This window comes from Niallia circulans (assembly GCF_007273535.1).
Classification (GTDB): Bacteria; Bacillota; Bacilli; order Bacillales; family Cytobacillaceae; genus Niallia; species Niallia circulans_B.
Window position 1 is genome coordinate 1,478,449 of the sequence record NZ_RIBP01000004.1, and the last position, 17,341, is coordinate 1,495,789.

Annotated in this window: 10 protein-coding genes, 1 pseudogene and 1 riboswitch; of the genes and pseudogenes, 9 read left to right on the forward strand and 2 right to left on the reverse strand. The window is 41.3% G+C overall.

Annotated features, from left to right (window positions below; genetic code table 11):
* The first annotated feature begins 254 nt into the window (after positions 1 to 254).
* The 5 genes and pseudogenes from CEQ21_RS15300 (at position 255) to CEQ21_RS15320 (ending at position 10,464) form a co-directional block, all read left to right on the forward strand.
* Positions 255 to 5,351, forward strand: coding sequence for a PA14 domain-containing protein (locus tag CEQ21_RS15300; RefSeq protein ID WP_185765268.1), 5,097 nt, complete (start codon positions 255 to 257; stop codon positions 5,349 to 5,351).
* Positions 5,352 to 5,533: 182 nt separating this feature from the next.
* Positions 5,534 to 5,635, forward strand: a riboswitch (purine riboswitch).
* A gap of 116 nt (positions 5,636 to 5,751) precedes the next feature.
* Positions 5,752 to 6,360, forward strand: coding sequence for a xanthine phosphoribosyltransferase (locus tag CEQ21_RS15305; RefSeq protein ID WP_185765269.1), 609 nt, complete (start codon positions 5,752 to 5,754; stop codon positions 6,358 to 6,360).
* Positions 6,360 to 7,655: a nucleobase:cation symporter-2 family protein gene (locus tag CEQ21_RS15310; protein WP_185765270.1), complete on the forward strand. Its 1,296-nt coding sequence runs from the start codon at positions 6,360 to 6,362 to the stop codon at positions 7,653 to 7,655. The genes CEQ21_RS15305 and CEQ21_RS15310 overlap by 1 nt, the downstream gene beginning before the upstream one ends.
* Positions 7,656 to 8,078: 423 nt before the next feature.
* Positions 8,079 to 9,260, forward strand: a complete 1,182-nt coding sequence (locus CEQ21_RS15315; protein ID WP_185765271.1) for a NupC/NupG family nucleoside CNT transporter — start codon at positions 8,079 to 8,081, stop codon at positions 9,258 to 9,260.
* Positions 9,261 to 9,517: 257 nt separating this feature from the next.
* Positions 9,518 to 10,464: pseudogene (locus CEQ21_RS15320) on the forward strand (M42 family metallopeptidase).
* A 38-nt stretch (positions 10,465 to 10,502) separates the two neighbouring features.
* Here the strand turns inward: CEQ21_RS15320 and CEQ21_RS15325 are convergent.
* A complete protein-coding gene (locus tag CEQ21_RS15325) occupies positions 10,503 to 10,994 on the reverse strand; it encodes a sigma-70 family RNA polymerase sigma factor (protein ID WP_185765272.1) in 492 nt (163 codons plus the stop codon).
* Positions 10,995 to 11,305: 311 nt separating this feature from the next.
* Between CEQ21_RS15325 and CEQ21_RS15330 the strand changes: the two genes are divergently transcribed.
* Positions 11,306 to 12,631, forward strand: a complete 1,326-nt coding sequence (locus tag CEQ21_RS15330) for a UDP-glucose dehydrogenase family protein (RefSeq protein WP_185765273.1) — start codon at positions 11,306 to 11,308, stop codon at positions 12,629 to 12,631.
* Between the two features lie 31 nt (positions 12,632 to 12,662).
* Here the strand turns inward: CEQ21_RS15330 and CEQ21_RS15335 are convergent, their stop codons facing one another.
* On the reverse strand, positions 12,663 to 12,866 hold the full coding sequence (locus CEQ21_RS15335) for a hypothetical protein (RefSeq protein ID WP_185765274.1): 204 nt from the start codon (positions 12,864 to 12,866) through the stop codon (positions 12,663 to 12,665).
* Between the two features lie 213 nt (positions 12,867 to 13,079).
* On the opposite strand from CEQ21_RS15335, the gene CEQ21_RS15340 reads away from it, so the two are divergent.
* The 3 genes from CEQ21_RS15340 to CEQ21_RS15350 are packed head-to-tail and all read left to right on the forward strand — an operon-like array spanning position 13,080 to position 17,112.
* Positions 13,080 to 14,792: a spore germination protein gene (locus tag CEQ21_RS15340; RefSeq protein WP_185765275.1), complete on the forward strand. Its 1,713-nt coding sequence runs from the start codon at positions 13,080 to 13,082 to the stop codon at positions 14,790 to 14,792.
* A complete protein-coding gene (locus tag CEQ21_RS15345) occupies positions 14,789 to 16,003 on the forward strand; it encodes a Ger(x)C family spore germination protein (RefSeq protein WP_235907264.1) in 1,215 nt (404 codons plus the stop codon). The genes CEQ21_RS15340 and CEQ21_RS15345 overlap by 4 nt, the downstream gene beginning before the upstream one ends.
* Positions 16,000 to 17,112: a GerAB/ArcD/ProY family transporter gene (locus CEQ21_RS15350; RefSeq protein WP_185765276.1), complete on the forward strand. Its 1,113-nt coding sequence runs from the start codon at positions 16,000 to 16,002 to the stop codon at positions 17,110 to 17,112. The genes CEQ21_RS15345 and CEQ21_RS15350 overlap by 4 nt, the downstream gene beginning before the upstream one ends.
* Positions 17,113 to 17,341: the final 229 nt, after the last annotated feature.

The following is a 17,341-nucleotide window of genomic DNA, read 5'->3' on the forward strand; positions in this document are numbered from 1 at the left end:
GGTCCAGCTCAATCCATCCCTCAAATTTTCTATCTTTTTAGTATGATAAAAAAACCAAATCCTATCAATTAATGACAAAATAATGCAAAATATCCTATATCTTTACAAATTCTCTAAGTAATTCGAACTATTTTGACAGAAGAACTAAAAGTCTTATTAACAATTTTCGGGTAATATTGCATAATTATAGGGGGTTAATCGCTAAGACTATTTTATCAGACGAATCTTTTTAGGAGGTGCCTCGGATCAAGAAGTTGTTACCCATAACTATTTTGACTGCAGCGATAGGGATTTCTGGTTTTTTCCTTCCGGCTAGTCATGATGCAGAAGCAGCAACTGCTGCAAAATGGTCAGTTAGCTACTATAACAATACTGGTATGTCAGGAACTCCTGTGCTTAAAGAGGAGATTTCTCAAAATGAGCTGGGATTGAAGGTAGATAACGGCAAAAATTCTCCGGCAACTGGAGTAAACAGTGACAACTTTTCTGCTGTTTATCAGTCCGACCAAGTGATGCCTGCAGGGAAGTATATTCTGCGGACAAGGGCGGATGACGGCATTAGAGTATATGTGGATGGCAAGAAGATAATAGATGATTGGACTGCAAGCAGCTATTGGAAAAGTGAGAAGTCCAAAGTGATTACAGTCTCAGATCTGACGAACCAATCCAACAAACAGCTTCATCGCATAAAGGTAGAATACTATGATAAGACTGGCGGCAGCGGTCTTGAGGTTTATCTTCATCCATATGAGGATGAAACAGAGGACTCAAGCTGGCTAGGACTCTATTATTCTAATAAATCTTACTCCGGCACTCCCGCATTAGTGGAAGGCGGAGCTACAGCTGGCACAAAGCTGACACAGCTCCTTAAAGACTGGGGACGAGAAAGCCCGGCAGACGGTTTGCCTGCTGACAACTTTACAGCTACTTATTTAAAGAAGCTTGCTGGTGGCAAGGATTATTTTGTCCAATCCTATGCAGATGACCAGATTGAAGTGAAAATAGGAAACCAAACCGTCATTAAACAGAACTACAATTCTTCTGGCGCGATTAATACAGGTGTCGCAGTCAATGTTGGCTCTGGCGAACAGACGATGAAGGTAAATTACCTTGAAGCGACTGGCAGGGCAAGATTTGCTGCAGAAGCAGTTGAATTTGGCGACTGGATTGGCTGGTATTACGACAATACCTCCTTAAGCGGAACGCCGAAAAGACAGAATGTTATTCAGGGAGACGGTAAGTCTCTTAAAGTAGAAAACGGTTCAGGCTCTCCAATAAGCGGCATTGGCAAGGATAATTTCTCTGTCAGATATTCAACCGCACAGAGAATTAAAGCAGGTAAATATATTTTGCGAACGCGTGCTGATGACGGCATGCGCGTTTATATTGACGGCAAGCTGGCTGTGGATGGCTGGAAATCAAGCAGCTATTGGAAAAGTGAACAAGTTAAAATGATTGATATCAAGGATAAGAGCACGAGTGGTTCTAGCAAGGACGTTCATGAAATTACGATTGAATATTATGAGAAGACAGGCGGAAGCGGTCTGGAATTCTACTTGAACTCTATTCAAGAAGAGGCAGCTACCAATAAATGGCTTGGCTTATATTATAAAAATACTTCTTTAAGCGGGCTTGCGGCAGTAATTGAGGGAGGCGCTACTGCAGGAACAAAGCAGAGTCAGCTTTTCCACAATTGGGATAAAAACAAGCCGTACCCGAATGTAAATGAGGATAATTTCACGGCAAGCTATTACAAGCTCCTTGATGGAAGCAAGGATTACTTTATTCAGACATTTGCGGATGACCGTATTCGGGCGAAAGCAAATGGCAAAACCATCATTAATCGCTGGACTAATTCCTCTGGAATAGTCGATTCAGGCATCATCACTGATTTGGCTGCTGGAAATAATCTTCTTCAAGTTGATTATATGGAAGCAGGCGGCAGAGCAAGAGTAGCTGGAGATGCGGTGCCACTTGGCAACTGGATTGCTTGGTATTATAACAATACCTCCTTAAGCGGCTTCCCGGCGGCACAAAACACAATTTCAAGTGATGGTAAATCCTTGAAGGTTGAAAACGGCTATGGTTCACCTGTCAGCGCTGTTGGTGGAGATTATTTCTCTGCACGCTATGCAACAGCACAAAGAATTAAGGCAGGAGATTATATTGTAAGAACAAGAGCAGACGATGGAATGCGTGTTTACATTGATGGCAAGCTTGCAGTGGACAGCTGGGAATCAAGCAGTTATTGGAAGAGTGAACAAACGCGTGTCATTTCTGTTAAGGATCATACGACAGGCAATGCAGACCAAAAGGATATCCATACGATACGCATTGAGTATTATGAGCAGACAAAAGGCAGCGGACTGGAATTTTATCTGCAGCCTGCGAGTGCTGAACTGGAAAAGGACAGCTGGCTGGAGCTTTATTACAATAATACCAATCAGTCTGGAACTCCTGTTAAGGCAGTCGGGGGCGCAACGGCAGGCACTAAGGTGAAGGAGCTTCTTCATAATTGGGGAACAGGCAAGCCTTATGCAGAAGTCAACGCCGATAATTTCTCTGCTAAGTTCATGAAGCTTATTGCGGGCGGCAAGGATTATGTTTTGGAAACATATGCAGATGACGGAGTGAAAGCAACTGTAGATGATAAGAGTATTATCAACCGCTGGTCCAATTCATCTGGAAAATCAGATTTTGGGACAATCACAGGCTTAAGTGCAGGTGATCACCGTTTGACTGTAGATTATTATGAAAATACCAACAATGCAGGAATTGCAGCAACAGTGGCACCATTCGGAAACTGGATTGCATCCTATTACAACAATACTTCATTGACTGGAATGCCTAAGTCTGTCAAGACGGTTTCCGGCAATGGAACAAGCCTGAAGGTGGAAAACGGCAATGGATCACCAACTGCGGGGATAAATGCCGATAACTTCTCTGTAAGCTACAAAACGGCTCAGAGAATCAATTCAGGCAGCTATATTTTGCGCACAAGAGCAGATGACGGTATCCGTGTCTATCTTGATGGCAACCTAGTTGTGGATAAATGGAGTCCAACCAGCTACTGGAAGAGCGAGTCTACTGACATTATTCAGGTAAAGGATCGCACGACAGGAATTGCAGCAGACAAAAATGTTCACACGATTGAAATTCAATACTATGACAACACAGGCAGCAGCGGTCTTGAATTTTATTTGCAAAATGCAGATAAAGAAGTAGAGAAGAACAGCTGGTTTGGTCAATTTTATCCGAACAGCACATTGTCAGGTAATTATGTCAACATTGTTGGCGGAGCGACATCTGGCAATAAGCTTGATACAATTCGCTACAATTGGGGCACATCACAATCCATTTCCGGTCTGCCTGCAGATAATTTCTCTGCACGCTTTAGGAAAGTGATAACAGGCGGCAAGGATTACTTTGCACAGGCTTTTGCTGATGATGGCATCCGAATGAGCCTTGATGGCAGTAAGTTCATTGATAAGTGGACAAACTCCTCTGGCGATATTTACCGTGCAACATTGCCGTCGGTGGCAGGCGGTGATCATACAGTTACGGCTGAATACTATGAAAATACCGGCAAGGCAGCAGTGTTTGCAGATGTAGTGCCGTTTGGAAATTGGATGGCCTATTATTATGATAATACAGAAACATCTGGTGCACCTGTAAATGCGAAGATCATGGAGCCAAACAGCAACAACGGTTTTACAGAGGACTTCGGCTATGATGCGCCGATGGCTAATGTGCCTGCCAATAACTATTCAACGCGTTATGTTACGGCAAAGCGGTTGACTGCCGGCGATTATTACATCAACACGATTGCAGATGACGGTGTGCAGGTGCTTATTGACGGCAAGGTAGTCATCGACAGATATACTGCAGGCAACAGCAAAAATGATGCAGTCAAGTATTCTGTTAAAAATGGAGCAGAAGGAGATATTCATTGGATTGAAGTGAGATACCTTGAAAAAACGGGTAAATCGAATATCGACTTCTCGATAACACCATTTAAGGAAAGCAGCCTGGTTAATAAAGATACGTGGACGATTCAATATTATCCAAATGTCATCAATCCAAGCAACCCTGTAGCATCTACAGGACTTGTGGAAATTGACCAAGAAGCTGATGTTAACTTCAACTGGGGCTCAGGGTCTCCGGCAAGCTCTATTCCAAATGACAACTTCTCAGCAGTCATGAGCAAACAAGTCTATTTCTCTAAGAGTACGAATTATGACTTCTCTGTCAATGCAGATGATGGTGTTAATTTGCTTGTAGATGGAAAAACGGTCATTGATTCATGGGTAGCGAAGAAGGGCTTAAGAGAAGAAAAGGCGAAGTATATGGATAAGGGTTATCATACTGTTACAATCCAATACTTTGAAAGTACAGGAAATGCGAGCATCAGCCTGGATATTAAAGAATCAGTTAAGCAGGAAGTTATTAAAACATACAGCGACTTCAACCTAACACTTGACAGAATGACGACGATACAGGGCAATTCGGCTCCGAAAACAGATAAGCGCTATGACATCTATTTGCGCGAGGATGCTTTTTATACGAAGAGCAATGGCAGGTTAGCTGTTGAAGGCGGCTGGAATATCCGAACAGGACCTGGAACAGATTATGGTTCACATGATCTCCGCTTCTTAGCAGGAGACAGTGACTTTACGGTCTTAAGCACAGTGAAGGGAACGGACGGCAAGAACTGGATGAAGCTTGGTGGATGGGTACCGCCATCTTTAGTAGATTTAAAGTACTACATCAATCCTGCCAACTTCCAAAATACGTTGAAAGCACAGCTTCAATTCGTTAAGCTTTCTGAACCAGGAACAATCAACGTGAACGAAGTAAACCAAAAGGTTCTTACCGGAAAAGGTATTCTATCTGGAAAAGCGAGCAGCTATCAAAAGGCTGCAGAGCAATATGGAGTTAATGCTGTTTACTTAATGGCGCATTCCTTCTTGGAAACAGGAAACGGAACAAGCCAGCTGGCTAAGGGCGTCACATATAATGGTAAAACAGTTTATAATATGTATGGAATTGGCGCGACAGACAATAATGCCCTTTCAGGCGGATCTGCCTTCGCTTACAGTGCAGGCTGGTTCACACCGGAAGCAGCGATTATTGGCGGTGCTGAATTCGTGAGAAAAGACTATATCGACAGAGGACAGGATACTATATATGAAATGAGATGGAACCCAGTGGGCGCAGCTGCAAACGGGTATGCCACACATCAATATGCAACAGATATTGGGTGGGCTTCCAAGCAAACATCGAGCATGTATAATATTTATAATATTCTAGAGTCATATAGTATCACCCTTGACATACCAAGATATAAATAAGAAAAAGCCGCCAAATTTTTGGCGGTTTTTTTGTGGTCAGATTTTCCAGACGGAAAGGGAAAGGGGAGTAAACACACTGCCAGCAAGGTATTACCTTCTCAGGATATTTGTACTTTGTCGAAATATAAGACTTTATGCAAAAATTCAGTTTGCAAAAGTCGAATCTTCGGATTATAATTCCTATATAACAATTATATTCATCTCGTATAATAGCAGGGATATGGCCTGCGAGTTTCTACCAGATAACCGGAAATTATCTGACTACGAGTAAGCCTTATTAATATTAGGATACTATTTTCTTTTGTGGGAATAGTGTCGTTAATTATGCTGGAGACCAGCACGCTTACTCTTTTTAAGTAAACGTGCTGGTCTCCTTTTTATTTTCAGGGGGATGAACGCAATGAAGCTATTAACAGACAAAATTGAAAGAGAAGGCATTGTGTTAGACAGCAATGTGCTTAAAGTAGATTCTTTCATCAATCATCAAATGGATCCACAGCTTATGAATGAAATTGGCTTAGAGTTCGCAAGAAGGTTTAAAGACGCAGGAGTTACAAGAATCTTAACAATTGAATCTTCAGGGATTGCACCTGCTATTATGGCAGGATTGGCAATGAATGTTCCCGTCATTTTTGCAAGAAAAAGAAAATCACTGACGTTAACAAGTGATTTATATACATCAACTGTTTATTCCTTTACAAAGCAGGAATCAAACGAAATAACTGTATCAAAGAAATATCTTCTGAAGGAAGACCGTGTTCTGATTATTGATGACTTCCTTGCAAATGGACAGGCCGCAATCGGGCTTGCTGATTTAGTTGAACAAGCAGGGGCAGAAGTGAGCGGAATTGGCATTTTGATTGAAAAGTCCTTCCAGCCTGGAGCAGATGAACTTCTTAACAAAGGCTACCGTTTAGAATCTTTAGCAAGAATCGCATCACTGCAAGACGGAAAAGTAAAATTCGCTGCAGACAGAGAAGTACAAAGCATCTATTCAGGAGGTTACTAATGAATAATTTAAAGACATGGTCAATTGGGTTTCAACACGTTCTGGCAATGTATGCCGGAGCAGTGCTAGTTCCCTTGATTGTAGGGGGAGCGCTGAACTTAACATTCGAACAATTGACGTACTTAGTTTCAATCGACCTGTTAACATGCGGAATCGCAACACTGCTGCAAGTTTGGAAAAATAAGTTCTTTGGGATTGGTCTTCCTGTTATGCTTGGCTGTACGTTTACAGCAGTAGGACCGATGATTGCAATCGGAGTAAACCATGGTGTGACAGCCATTTATGGAGCGATTATCGTTTCAGGTCTTATCATTGTTATTATCTCTTCCTTTTTCAGTAAGCTCGTTAAATATTTCCCGCCTGTTGTAACAGGATCTGTCGTAACAATCATTGGTTTAACTTTAATTCCTGTAGCAATTAAGGATATGGCTGGCGGCGAAGGCAGTGCAGATTTCGGAGATCCGAAAAACTTGCTATTGTCTTTCGGTGTATTGGTATTTATCCTGTTGTTAAATAAGTATGCAAAAGGCTTTATTAAAACTATCTCTATCTTAATCGGTCTAATTGTCGGCACAATTGTTGCAGCATTCATGGGCTTGGTTGATTTCGGAAAAGTAGCAGATGCTTCTTGGGTTCATGGCTTGAAGCCATTCTATTTCGGAGTGCCAACATTTAATTTCTCTGCAATCCTAACAATGACACTTGTAGCGATTGTAAGTCTTATTGAATCAACTGGCGTGTATTTAGCGCTTAGCGATATCACGAAAACAAAGGTATCAGAAAAGGATCTTGCAAGAGGATACCGTTCAGAAGGAATTGCCAGTGTTCTTGGTGGGGTGTTGAACTCTTTCCCTTACACGGCCTATTCTCAAAACGTTGGTCTTGTTCAGCTGACAGGTGTTAAAACGAAAAGCGCGATTTTCTCTGCTGGAATTATCCTTGTCATCTTAGGCTTCCTGCCTAAAGTAGCAGCAGTGACAACACTAATTCCAACAGCAGTTCTTGGCGGAGCATCATTAGCAATGTTCGGCATGGTGTGTGCATATGGAATCAAAATGCTTGGACAAGTTGATTTCAATCAACAAGGAAACCTCCTTGTTGTCGCATGCTCAGTCGGCTTAGGACTTGGTGTCACAGTAGTGCCTGATATCTTTAAAGAAATGCCTGAAACAATCCGCATTTTAACAGAAAGCGGTATTGTCGCAGGAAGTCTTACAGCTATTATCCTTAATATTTTGTTTAACCTTCTGCCAAACAGAAAACCAGCAGTTAAAGCAGAACAAAAGGCAGCTTAATAAGAACCTCTCCAGTATCTAACTGGAGAGGTTTTTTTTGCAGATGGAGAAGGGGGTGAAACTAGTTTCTTCCTTATAATATAGAAAGTGATTTCAAGGCTAATAGGAAGAAAAATTTGATTCGTTGATCTGCTACTAATAAACCTTGTATTCTGCCCTTTTATAGAGATGTGAGTATGGTTGTTTTTGGTATTATAAACAAATGTTGAATAGAAATAACTATATAAATCTTGTGAATTTACTATACTTTTTAGAAGAATAGAACTTTTGTTTATTTGTGAAAAAGCAGTGACATTCCCCTTCCTTTCCAGTATCATAAATCCTTGTGTACTATGTACGAAAACCGCCATTTAATGGCTTTTTTTGTAAGCTGCTATGCTTGCAATCCAACATTGTGATTAAACATCCAGGAGGGAAAGGGAAATGTCTATTTTAATTGGAATAGTAGGGCTGCTTTTGACATTAGGCTTGGCATATCTTTTGTCTAATGACAAAAAAGGCATTAACTATAAAGCGATCCTTATCATGATCGTATTGCAATTAGTAATAACTGTAGTGATGTTCAAGACAACATTTGGCTTGAAGATTATTGAAGCTACTTCGAACGGTGTATCAAAGGTATTAAGCTATGGGTATGAAGGAGTTAGCTTCGTTACAGGCGGTCTTGTTGCTGACGGAGTTAGTGTATTCTTCATCAATGTATTGATGCTGATCATCTTTACATCAACATTACTATCTGTGCTGACACATATTAAAGTTTTGCCCCTTGCTATCAAGTATATTGGTGGTGCGTTGGCAAAGCTGACAGGTCTTTCAAAGGTTGTTACATTCAACAGCATTAACTCTATTTTCTTCGGACAATCAGAATCTATTTTGGCGATTAAGGCACATTTAGATAAAATGAATGACAATAAGCTGTTTGTTGTATCTACGTCTGCAATGGCATCTGTGTCTGCCTCTATAATGGGATCATATATGAACATGATTCCTGCAAAATATGTACTTGTTGCGATGCTGCTGAACGCATTGTCTGCGCTTATTATCTCAACATTGTTGTGTCCAATTAAAAAAGAAGAAGATGAGAACATTGATATTAAAGAAGTTGCCACAACTGATTCTATCTTTGGAGCAATCTCTGCTGGAGCGCTTGATGGTGGACGAGTTGCTTTAATCGTTGCAGCTATGCTTGTTGCATATGTTGGCTTACTTGCACTAATTAATGCTTTCTTTGCAGCAGTGTTTGGCATCGGCTTCACAGGGATTCTAGGCTATATCTTTGCACCAATTGCATGGATCATGGGAGTTCCAGGCAAGGAAATTCTGGATGCTGGTTCTGTTATGGGAACAAAGCTTGCAGCGAATGAGTTTGTCGCAATGCTGCAGTTCAAGGAAATGATTCCTCATTTGTCAGAGAAGACAGTCGGTATTGTATCAACATTCCTTGTATCTTTCGCTAATTTCTCTTCTATCGGGATTATCTCTGGTTCTATCCAAGCGATCAACGGCGAAAAAGCAGGAGTTGTTTCTAAATTCGGCTTGAAAATGCTGCTAGCAGCAACGCTGGCATCTGTTCTTACAGCTACAATTGTTGGTTTGTTTATATAAGAAGAAAAGGCTGGTAGCAAAACCAGCCTTTTTATTTTGTCAAAAAACTCTCTTAATTATTGATTTTTCTGAAAAATAGATTACGATAAAAGAAGCGAGATTATTTCGTATTTAGAAATATTGTAAACTTCTTGGGGGTGGAACTATTGATAGAATTATTGAAAGAGTTAACAGAGCTACATGGACCATGCGGATTTGAAGATGATGTTGCGGCATTTATAGCAAACCGGCTGCGCAGTCATGTTGATTCAATTAAAGTGGACGGTGCAGGCAATTTAATAGTTACGAAAAAGGGCAGCAAGCCTGGCCCCAAAATCGTCATCGCTGCACATATGGATGAAGTTGGCTTTATCGTCAAAAAAATTGAGGATAATGGGCTGATTCGTTTTGAAAAACTAGGCGGGCATGATGACAGAATATTGCTGTCACAGCGTGTGCAAATTAAAACAAAACAAGGGATGCGAACAGGTGTCATTGGCACGATTTCTGCTCATATGGTTAAATTCGATGATGCACAAAAGGTTCGTACCCATAAACAGCAATACATGATGCTGGTGCTGCAAGCAAAAAAGAGGCAGAGGACCTTGGTATAGAAGTAGGAGATTCTATTGTCTGGCATCCGCGCTTCGACAGGCTGACAGAAACCCGCATCAGCAGCAAGGCCTTTGACGACAGAGCAGGGTGTGCTTGTTTAATTAAGGTGCTAGAAGAACTGAATGCAGATGACTTTGCAGGGGAAATCGTCGGTGCCTTCACTGTTCAGGAGGAAGTCGGTTTAAGGGGAGCAAGAGTCATCAGCCATCAGACAGATGCAGATGTTGCGCTTGCGCTTGATACAACAGCTGTTAGTGACACTCCTGAGGAGATTATGGACAAGACACTTGCCTTAGGTGCAGGCACTGGTATAAAGATTATGGACTTCAGTTTAATCTCCAATAGGAAGGTAAGAGACCAGCTTCAACTTCTTGCAAAGGAACAGAACATCCCTTATCAGCTTGAAGTGTTTCCTGGAATTGGCACAGATGCAGGCGAATTGAGCCTCGCAGGTAAAGGGATTCCCACAGGGGTGCTCTCCATACCATCGAGATATGCTCATTCCCCAAATGAAGTGATAGACATAAATGATTTCCAAGCAACAAAGGATCTGTTGAAGGTGTTTATTCTGCACATGAAGAAGGCAGATGAGTATAAGTTTCAAATTTAATAGTTTTTCAGGATGGGATGGCTTAGGCTGTCCCATTTTTATTTTGCAGCAAGCAGAAGCCTTTTCAGTTTTAGTATTGCTCCTTTTTTCCATCCCTTAACAGCAGATTTACTAACATGCTCTTTTGCAGCAATCTCACTTATAGTTAATTGCTGTATAAATGTATAAATAACCCATTTCGCTTCCTTTTTTGTGAGCGATTTGCACAATGTTTGTATATATTGCTCCTCGTCTGTGAAAGTAAAAGCACTAGCAACTGTTTCCCAAAAAGCCTCCTCAGGATAAACGATTCGCTGTTCTTCCTTCGAACGGCGCTTCAGTTCATCGAGAAGCCGTCCTTTCATGTGCATATATAAGTAAGAGCTGAACCTTCCCTTTTCTTCTTTGTAATTTTGGTGTGCTTCCCAAATACTGATTAGCCCTATCTGTATAAATTCCTCTTTATGCTTATAAATCGCTAGCTTCTTAAGCATATGATGAATCATTGGTGTATACTGTTCTGCTAATATTCGATACTCACTGTCTATCATGGGAACTTCCTTTTCTTGAAAAAGCGCCTTTTCCTTGTTTTTTCCTAGGTGCCTTAACCATATAAGAAAGCTAAGGAAGGAGCGAACAGGGAAAATCTATGTTTCTCTTCTTCTTAAAAGGGGATATATGGTTATTAATTTGAAAATCGCCGTTTTCCCTTAAATAAACATACGTATTCATACAACCTTTACATAAGTGCCAACTTAGCTTAACATGCCGCTGTTAAACTATCTGGGAATGAATTGTATATAAAAATTCCCTTCTTACTTTAGGGAGTTTATCCAATAAAAAAGCAAGGGAGTTTAAGTGAATGGAGATTACAGTAGCAGGTACAGGTTATGTAGGGTTAGTGACAGGCGTTTGTTTAGCAGAGGCAGGTCATGTGGTGACGTGTGTGGATCCCATTCAGGAAAAGATTGACCTTTTGAATCAAGGAATATCTCCTATATATGAGCCTCAGCTAGATGACATGATTTCCAAAAACAGAAATTCAAGCAACCTGTTTTTTACGACAGACTATAAATATGCATACGCGAACGCAAGCGTCATTATCATTGGTGTTGGTACACCTGAAAATGAGGACGGTTCTGCTAATCTTACATATCTTTACACAGTTGCAAGACAGATTGCAGAAACAGCGATAAGAGATTGCTTGGTTGTCATCAAGTCTACTGTCCCTATTGGTACAAATGACAAGATAGAAGCATTTATGAGGGAACATGTAAAACAGGGGATTAACGTGGAGGTTGCCGCAAACCCAGAATTTTTGGCACAAGGCACTGCTGTCAGAGATACATTAAATGCTTCTAGAATTGTTATCGGTACTGAATCAAAAGCAGCAGAGCAGCTTTTGACCGAAATCTATCAGCCGTTTCAGCAGCCAATTTTAACGATGGGCCGCAGAAGTGCGGAAATGGTCAAATATGCGTCAAATGACTTCCTTGCACTCAAAATTTCTTTTGTTAATGACATTGCGAATTTATGTGAAACAGTCGGTGCGAATATCGATGATGTGACGAAGGGGATGAGCATGGACAGCAGAATCGGCGACAAATTCCTTCAGGCCGGTATTGGCTATGGCGGTTCCTGTTTTCCGAAGGATACGAAGGCGCTGCACTGGCTGTCAGAGGAAGAGGGCTATGTTCTGCGTACTGTTAAAGCGGCAATAGAGGTTAATGAAAAGCAGAAATTCAAACTCATCAAGAAGGCAAGGAAAGACTTTTCAAGCTTTGCAGGCTTAAAGGTTGCTGTGTTGGGCGTTACCTTTAAGCCTGGTACAGATGATTTGAGGGAGGCTCCTTCTATTCCGAATGTGCGCCTGCTATTAAATGAGGGGGCAAAGATTCATGTTTATGATCCTGTTGGAGAAAAGAACTTTCAAAAAATTTACCCGACAGAAGTCGAGTTTACCGCAAGCATTGAAGATGCTTTAAAGGATGCAGATCTTTGCTTTGTATTTACAGAATGGCCTGAGATTAAGAACATGTCAGTAACTAAGTTTGCAGAAAATATGAAAACTCCGTACGTATATGACGGCAGAAACTGCTACTCGCTTCATGCAATGGAGAAGGCCGGAATTCATTACAAATCAATCGGCCGTCCTGCTGTGAACGAGAAGGTGCTGCAAAATAGTTAGTTCGTTTAAGTATAAAGGAAACGAAGCAGAATCAAGATTCGAGATTCTGCTTTGTTTTCTTTTTTGCTTTTTGCTTAATTGTCTTCCCCCATTTAATCAGAGCGGTTCCATTCATCAATCCCCAGATAATCACAGGTGCGATAATATTCAAGCCAAGCAACACATAGACAATCATCCAAATAAACCATTTCGCATTCAAGATATATTCATAAATCCATGTATGATATAAATTCATTGGCAAATACTCCTTAATATAAAAAAATTTCTATAATCTAACAATTTTAGCAAGGTTTTATCTACTATTCCTTTTCTTCAACATAATTAGTCAGCTTTATACATTTTTCGGCAAAAAGAATAGAACGGCAAGTTGTTGGTTATGAAGGATAGTGATGCCGTTTGAGCCGCAATAGACTAATAAAGATTTTTTGCAGATTGAGGGTGAGGATTAATGGTATCAAACAATAGTACGCAGCATGATTTCACGAATTCTTTAACCTATAACAGCTCTATCATTAAAGAGCTTCTTTCAGGCAGTGCCGATTTTATTGAACGGAAGGTTACTTTTTTAGAAAAGAAGAATGTTCACGCCACTTGTTTTTATATTGATGGACTTGTGAACACACAGATTATTGAAAAGATTGTGCAAGCGTTGATGTTTGAAGGAAATGAAGTTATTCTTCGCAATGATCTTGATACGTTTAACATCGAGAGCCTTTTGGAAGAGCATGTGCTCATGAATACTAATTTCATTGAAACAACAGAGCTTGAAAGTGCTATTAAAGCGATTTTGTCTGGAGATACAGTCCTCCTTGTCGATGGCTGCAAGAAGGCCTTTCAAGTACCGACAAAGGGCTGGGCTGCAAGAAGTGTGTCAGAGCCTCAGGCAGAGCAGGTTGTACGCGGACCGCGGGATGGTTTTACCGAAACTATTCGCGTAAATACTGCGCTCGTTAGGAGAAGAATACGGGACACTGGCTTTAGAATCGAAGAATTAAATGTTGGCAAACGCACGAAAACAGACATTAATATTGCCTACATAAATGGTGTTGTCAAAAAAGGACTAGTGGACGAGGTGAAGGAGCGTCTTGAAAAAATTGATCTTGACGGCATTTTAGAGAGCGGCTATATCGAGGAATTAATCAGGGATGCGCCATTATCTCCCTTCACGACAATCATGAGTACAGAGCGCCCTGATAAGGTTGCATCCTCCTTGCTTGAGGGCAGGGTGGCAATATTTGTTGATAATACGCCGTTTGTACTTGTAGTGCCAACATACTTCTGGGAGTTTCTGCAGGCAAGTGATGACTATTATTTAGGCTTCATGGCAGGCAGCTTTTTTCGAATTGTCCGGTATACAGCCTTTATTCTTAGTTTAACGCTGACCTCCATCTATGTGATGCTTGTCAGCTTTCATCAGGAAATGATTCCGACCCCATTAGCGCTGACAATCGCCTCAGGTCGTGAGGTTGTGCCATTTCCTGTTTTGCTGGAAGCTTTGCTGATGGAATTAACGTTTGAGCTCATGAGGGAAGCAGGCTTACGTATGCCAAAGCCAGTCGGCTCTGCCGTGAGCATCGTCGGTTCGCTCGTTATCGGTCAAGCCGCCGTTCAAGCAGGAATCGTTTCGCCATTTATGGTTATTGTTGTTGCAACGACAGGAATTTCATCATTTGTTATCCCGAACTACTCGGCTTCTTATTCTATTCGTCTTATTCGCTTTCCACTGTTATTAGCGTCAGGAACGCTAGGACTCCTTGGCTTTGCGTCCATGTTTGCGCTTATCGCGATACATGCGTTAAGTCTTCGTTCCTTCGGTGAATCGTACTTGTCACCGGCGACACCGTTCCAGCCGCAAGACCAGAAGGATACGGTTATCCGCATGCCTTGGTGGGCAATGAAAAAGCGGCCATCAATAGCAGACGGTGACACATCAAGGCTTGGGGAAGCCCGATCGCCGCAGCCTCCTAAAGGAGATGAGGAAGAAGATTCACAGACGAAGCAGGCGGAAGCCTCTGAACGAAACGAGCCGGAAAGCAATAGAGAAACGCAGTCAATGGAAGACAGCAGCAAGCAAGAGACACAAAAGCAAGACAATGTCACAGGTGTTAAACAGGTAAAAACAAGAAAAGCGAAAAAAGGAAAAGGGGATGATACGAAGTGAAGAAAATCATCCTTTTCCATATGTTCCTGGCAATGCTTGTCCTGCTTGGGGCTTGCTCAGGAAAAAGAGAAATTAGTGATTTAGCATTAGTAATGGCAGTTGGAATTGATAAAGGCGAAAAGGAAGGAACAGTTAAGATAACAGCACAAGTTGCAAGACCAGCAGATGCTCGTGGTCAAACCGGGGCACCGTCTGGTCAATCTGGTGAGGCTGTTTGGTCTGTGGAAACAGAAGGTGAGTCCATCTTTGAGGCAATTCGCCAAATGTCCAGCTTTTCGTCGCGAAGAGTGTTTTGGGCCCATAACTTTATCATTGTTATTAACGAAGAAGTGGCAAAGGAAGGTATAGGAGATGTAATAGACTTTTTTACACGTAATCCAGAGCTGCGAATGAGGACGTGGGTTGCTGTAACACCGCAAACAGCAAGTGAAGTCATCTCCACGGTAACAAGTCTTGAAATAATCCCAGGTGAGGCACTTGCTAAACTTTTTCGGTATACAACAATATCCAACCAAGCTCCAAGAACAGTGATTATGGATGTTTTGAGTGCGTACTTAAGTGAATCAACAGAGCCGCTGCTTGCAAGACTTGATTTTGAAAAAAGCAAAATTGACAGCAAGGCACCGGATAAGGGAGCCCAAGCAAATCAAGTCGTTCTTGCCGGGGCAGGTGTATTTAAAGAAGACAAGCTTATTGGCATATTAAAGCCGGAAGAACTGAGAGGAGTTCTTATCTTTAGGGAAAAGATTGATTCTGGTGTCGCTGTTGTTGGCTGCCCTGATAATACTAACACTCCCCTCAGTGTGGAATTAACCAACCAAAGCTTTGATGTAAAGCCAAAATACAAGGATGGAAACATCAGTTACGATGCCGCCTTTCAAGCGAAAATTCGCGTTGTGGAGGCTGGCTGCGCATTAGATCTTTCCGATGAAAAGCAAGTGAAGAAGCTTGAAAGCTCTGTTGACAAGGAGCTGACAAGCCAAATAAACACAACGATTGCGAAAATTCAAAAGGATTATAAGTCAGATGTATTAGAATTAGGAAAGGTTTTCCAAAATAAATACCCATATGAATGGAAGCATTATGCTAGTTCCTGGGAGGAAATCTTTCCTGAAGTGAAAATAAACTTGCAAGTAACTGCCAAGTTAGAAAGCGGATCACTTCTTTATAAACCGACAACGTCAGGCAAAAAGGAGAAAGAAGAAAAATGAAGGTGCAAATAACGAATGGTATGTTCATGGCGTTGATTATTAATATGCTTTATGCAAAATCAATTGGCATGACACAAGGCATCATGGCAAGAGAAGTGGGCGGCGATATGTGGATTTCAACAATCATTTCCTCTGTACAGGGTATTGTCATTATGGCAGTCGTGATACTTGCAATTAAAAGACTGCCTAACGGAGATATGATTGATCAATATGAAAAAATCTTAGGTAAATGGATGAGCAAAGGAATCGCACTTCTTGTTTTTTTGTTTTTTTTAGGTGCCTATGGCTCGATAATGGCTACCTTCGTTTATCATTTGAAGGATTATTTCCTGCCAGAATCAAATATTATCCTGTTCATTGTTGCCGCGTTTTTAATTGGCACATATGCCATCCATTTTGGGTTAGAGGTAATTGCAAGAATGGCATTGATCGGGGTTTTTTCTGTGATGGCCTTGAATATTTTACTTTTGGCAGGCTCTATAAGTGAGTTCGATATTAAGGAATTACAGCCGACATTTTCTTCCGGCTTTGTTTCTACCGTGTGGGCAAGCAGGCATCATGATACAGACTGGGCGATAGCGACAATGATGACTTGCATGATTTTGCCGCTTGTAAGAGACAATACGACTTGGATTAGATCAAGTACAGCTGGTCTGATTTTTAGCGGCGTAATTATTGTGATGTGGCCCATTTTGGAGGTTGGCGTTCTTTCGCCAGAAGTGGCAGCCCAATATATTGTTTCATGTATGCAGATGGCGAGAAGCGCAGAAATCGGCTTATTTTTGCATCGCTATGAGATGATCATGATTGCCTTTTTCGCTCTATCTATATTAACCCAAATTATGATGACATTTTTATGCTCCTCCATCGCAGTCCAAAAGATTATTGGTCTGAAGGATTATCGCCCAGTCATCATTCCAGTTGGAATCGTCCTTAGTGCTTTCAGCTATTGGATGGTAGGAAGCCATCACAGGGCAATGGGAATTATTGAAAACGAATGGGTGCTTGTCTCTTTAAGTCTTGCAATCGGACTTCCGGGCATGTTATTTGTTTTGGGGGCAATCTTTAAGAAGAAGCTGAAAAAAGATCAGCAAGCAAAATCAGTTTAATCGGTACGATTAGTTTACATAGATAAGGGATGAAAGTTCAGTGGAGAAATCATTTGCTTCTGGCTGCTTTTGGGGCATTATAATATCTGTTCCAATATGGATTTTGGTCATTTGGCTGATCACAAAGGTATTGTTTTAGTCAGATAATAGTTAAGGCTAGTCCTTTATGTTTTTTATGTAAAATTCAAGCAAATATCCGCATATGATAGAAGACAGAAGGGAGGTTTTG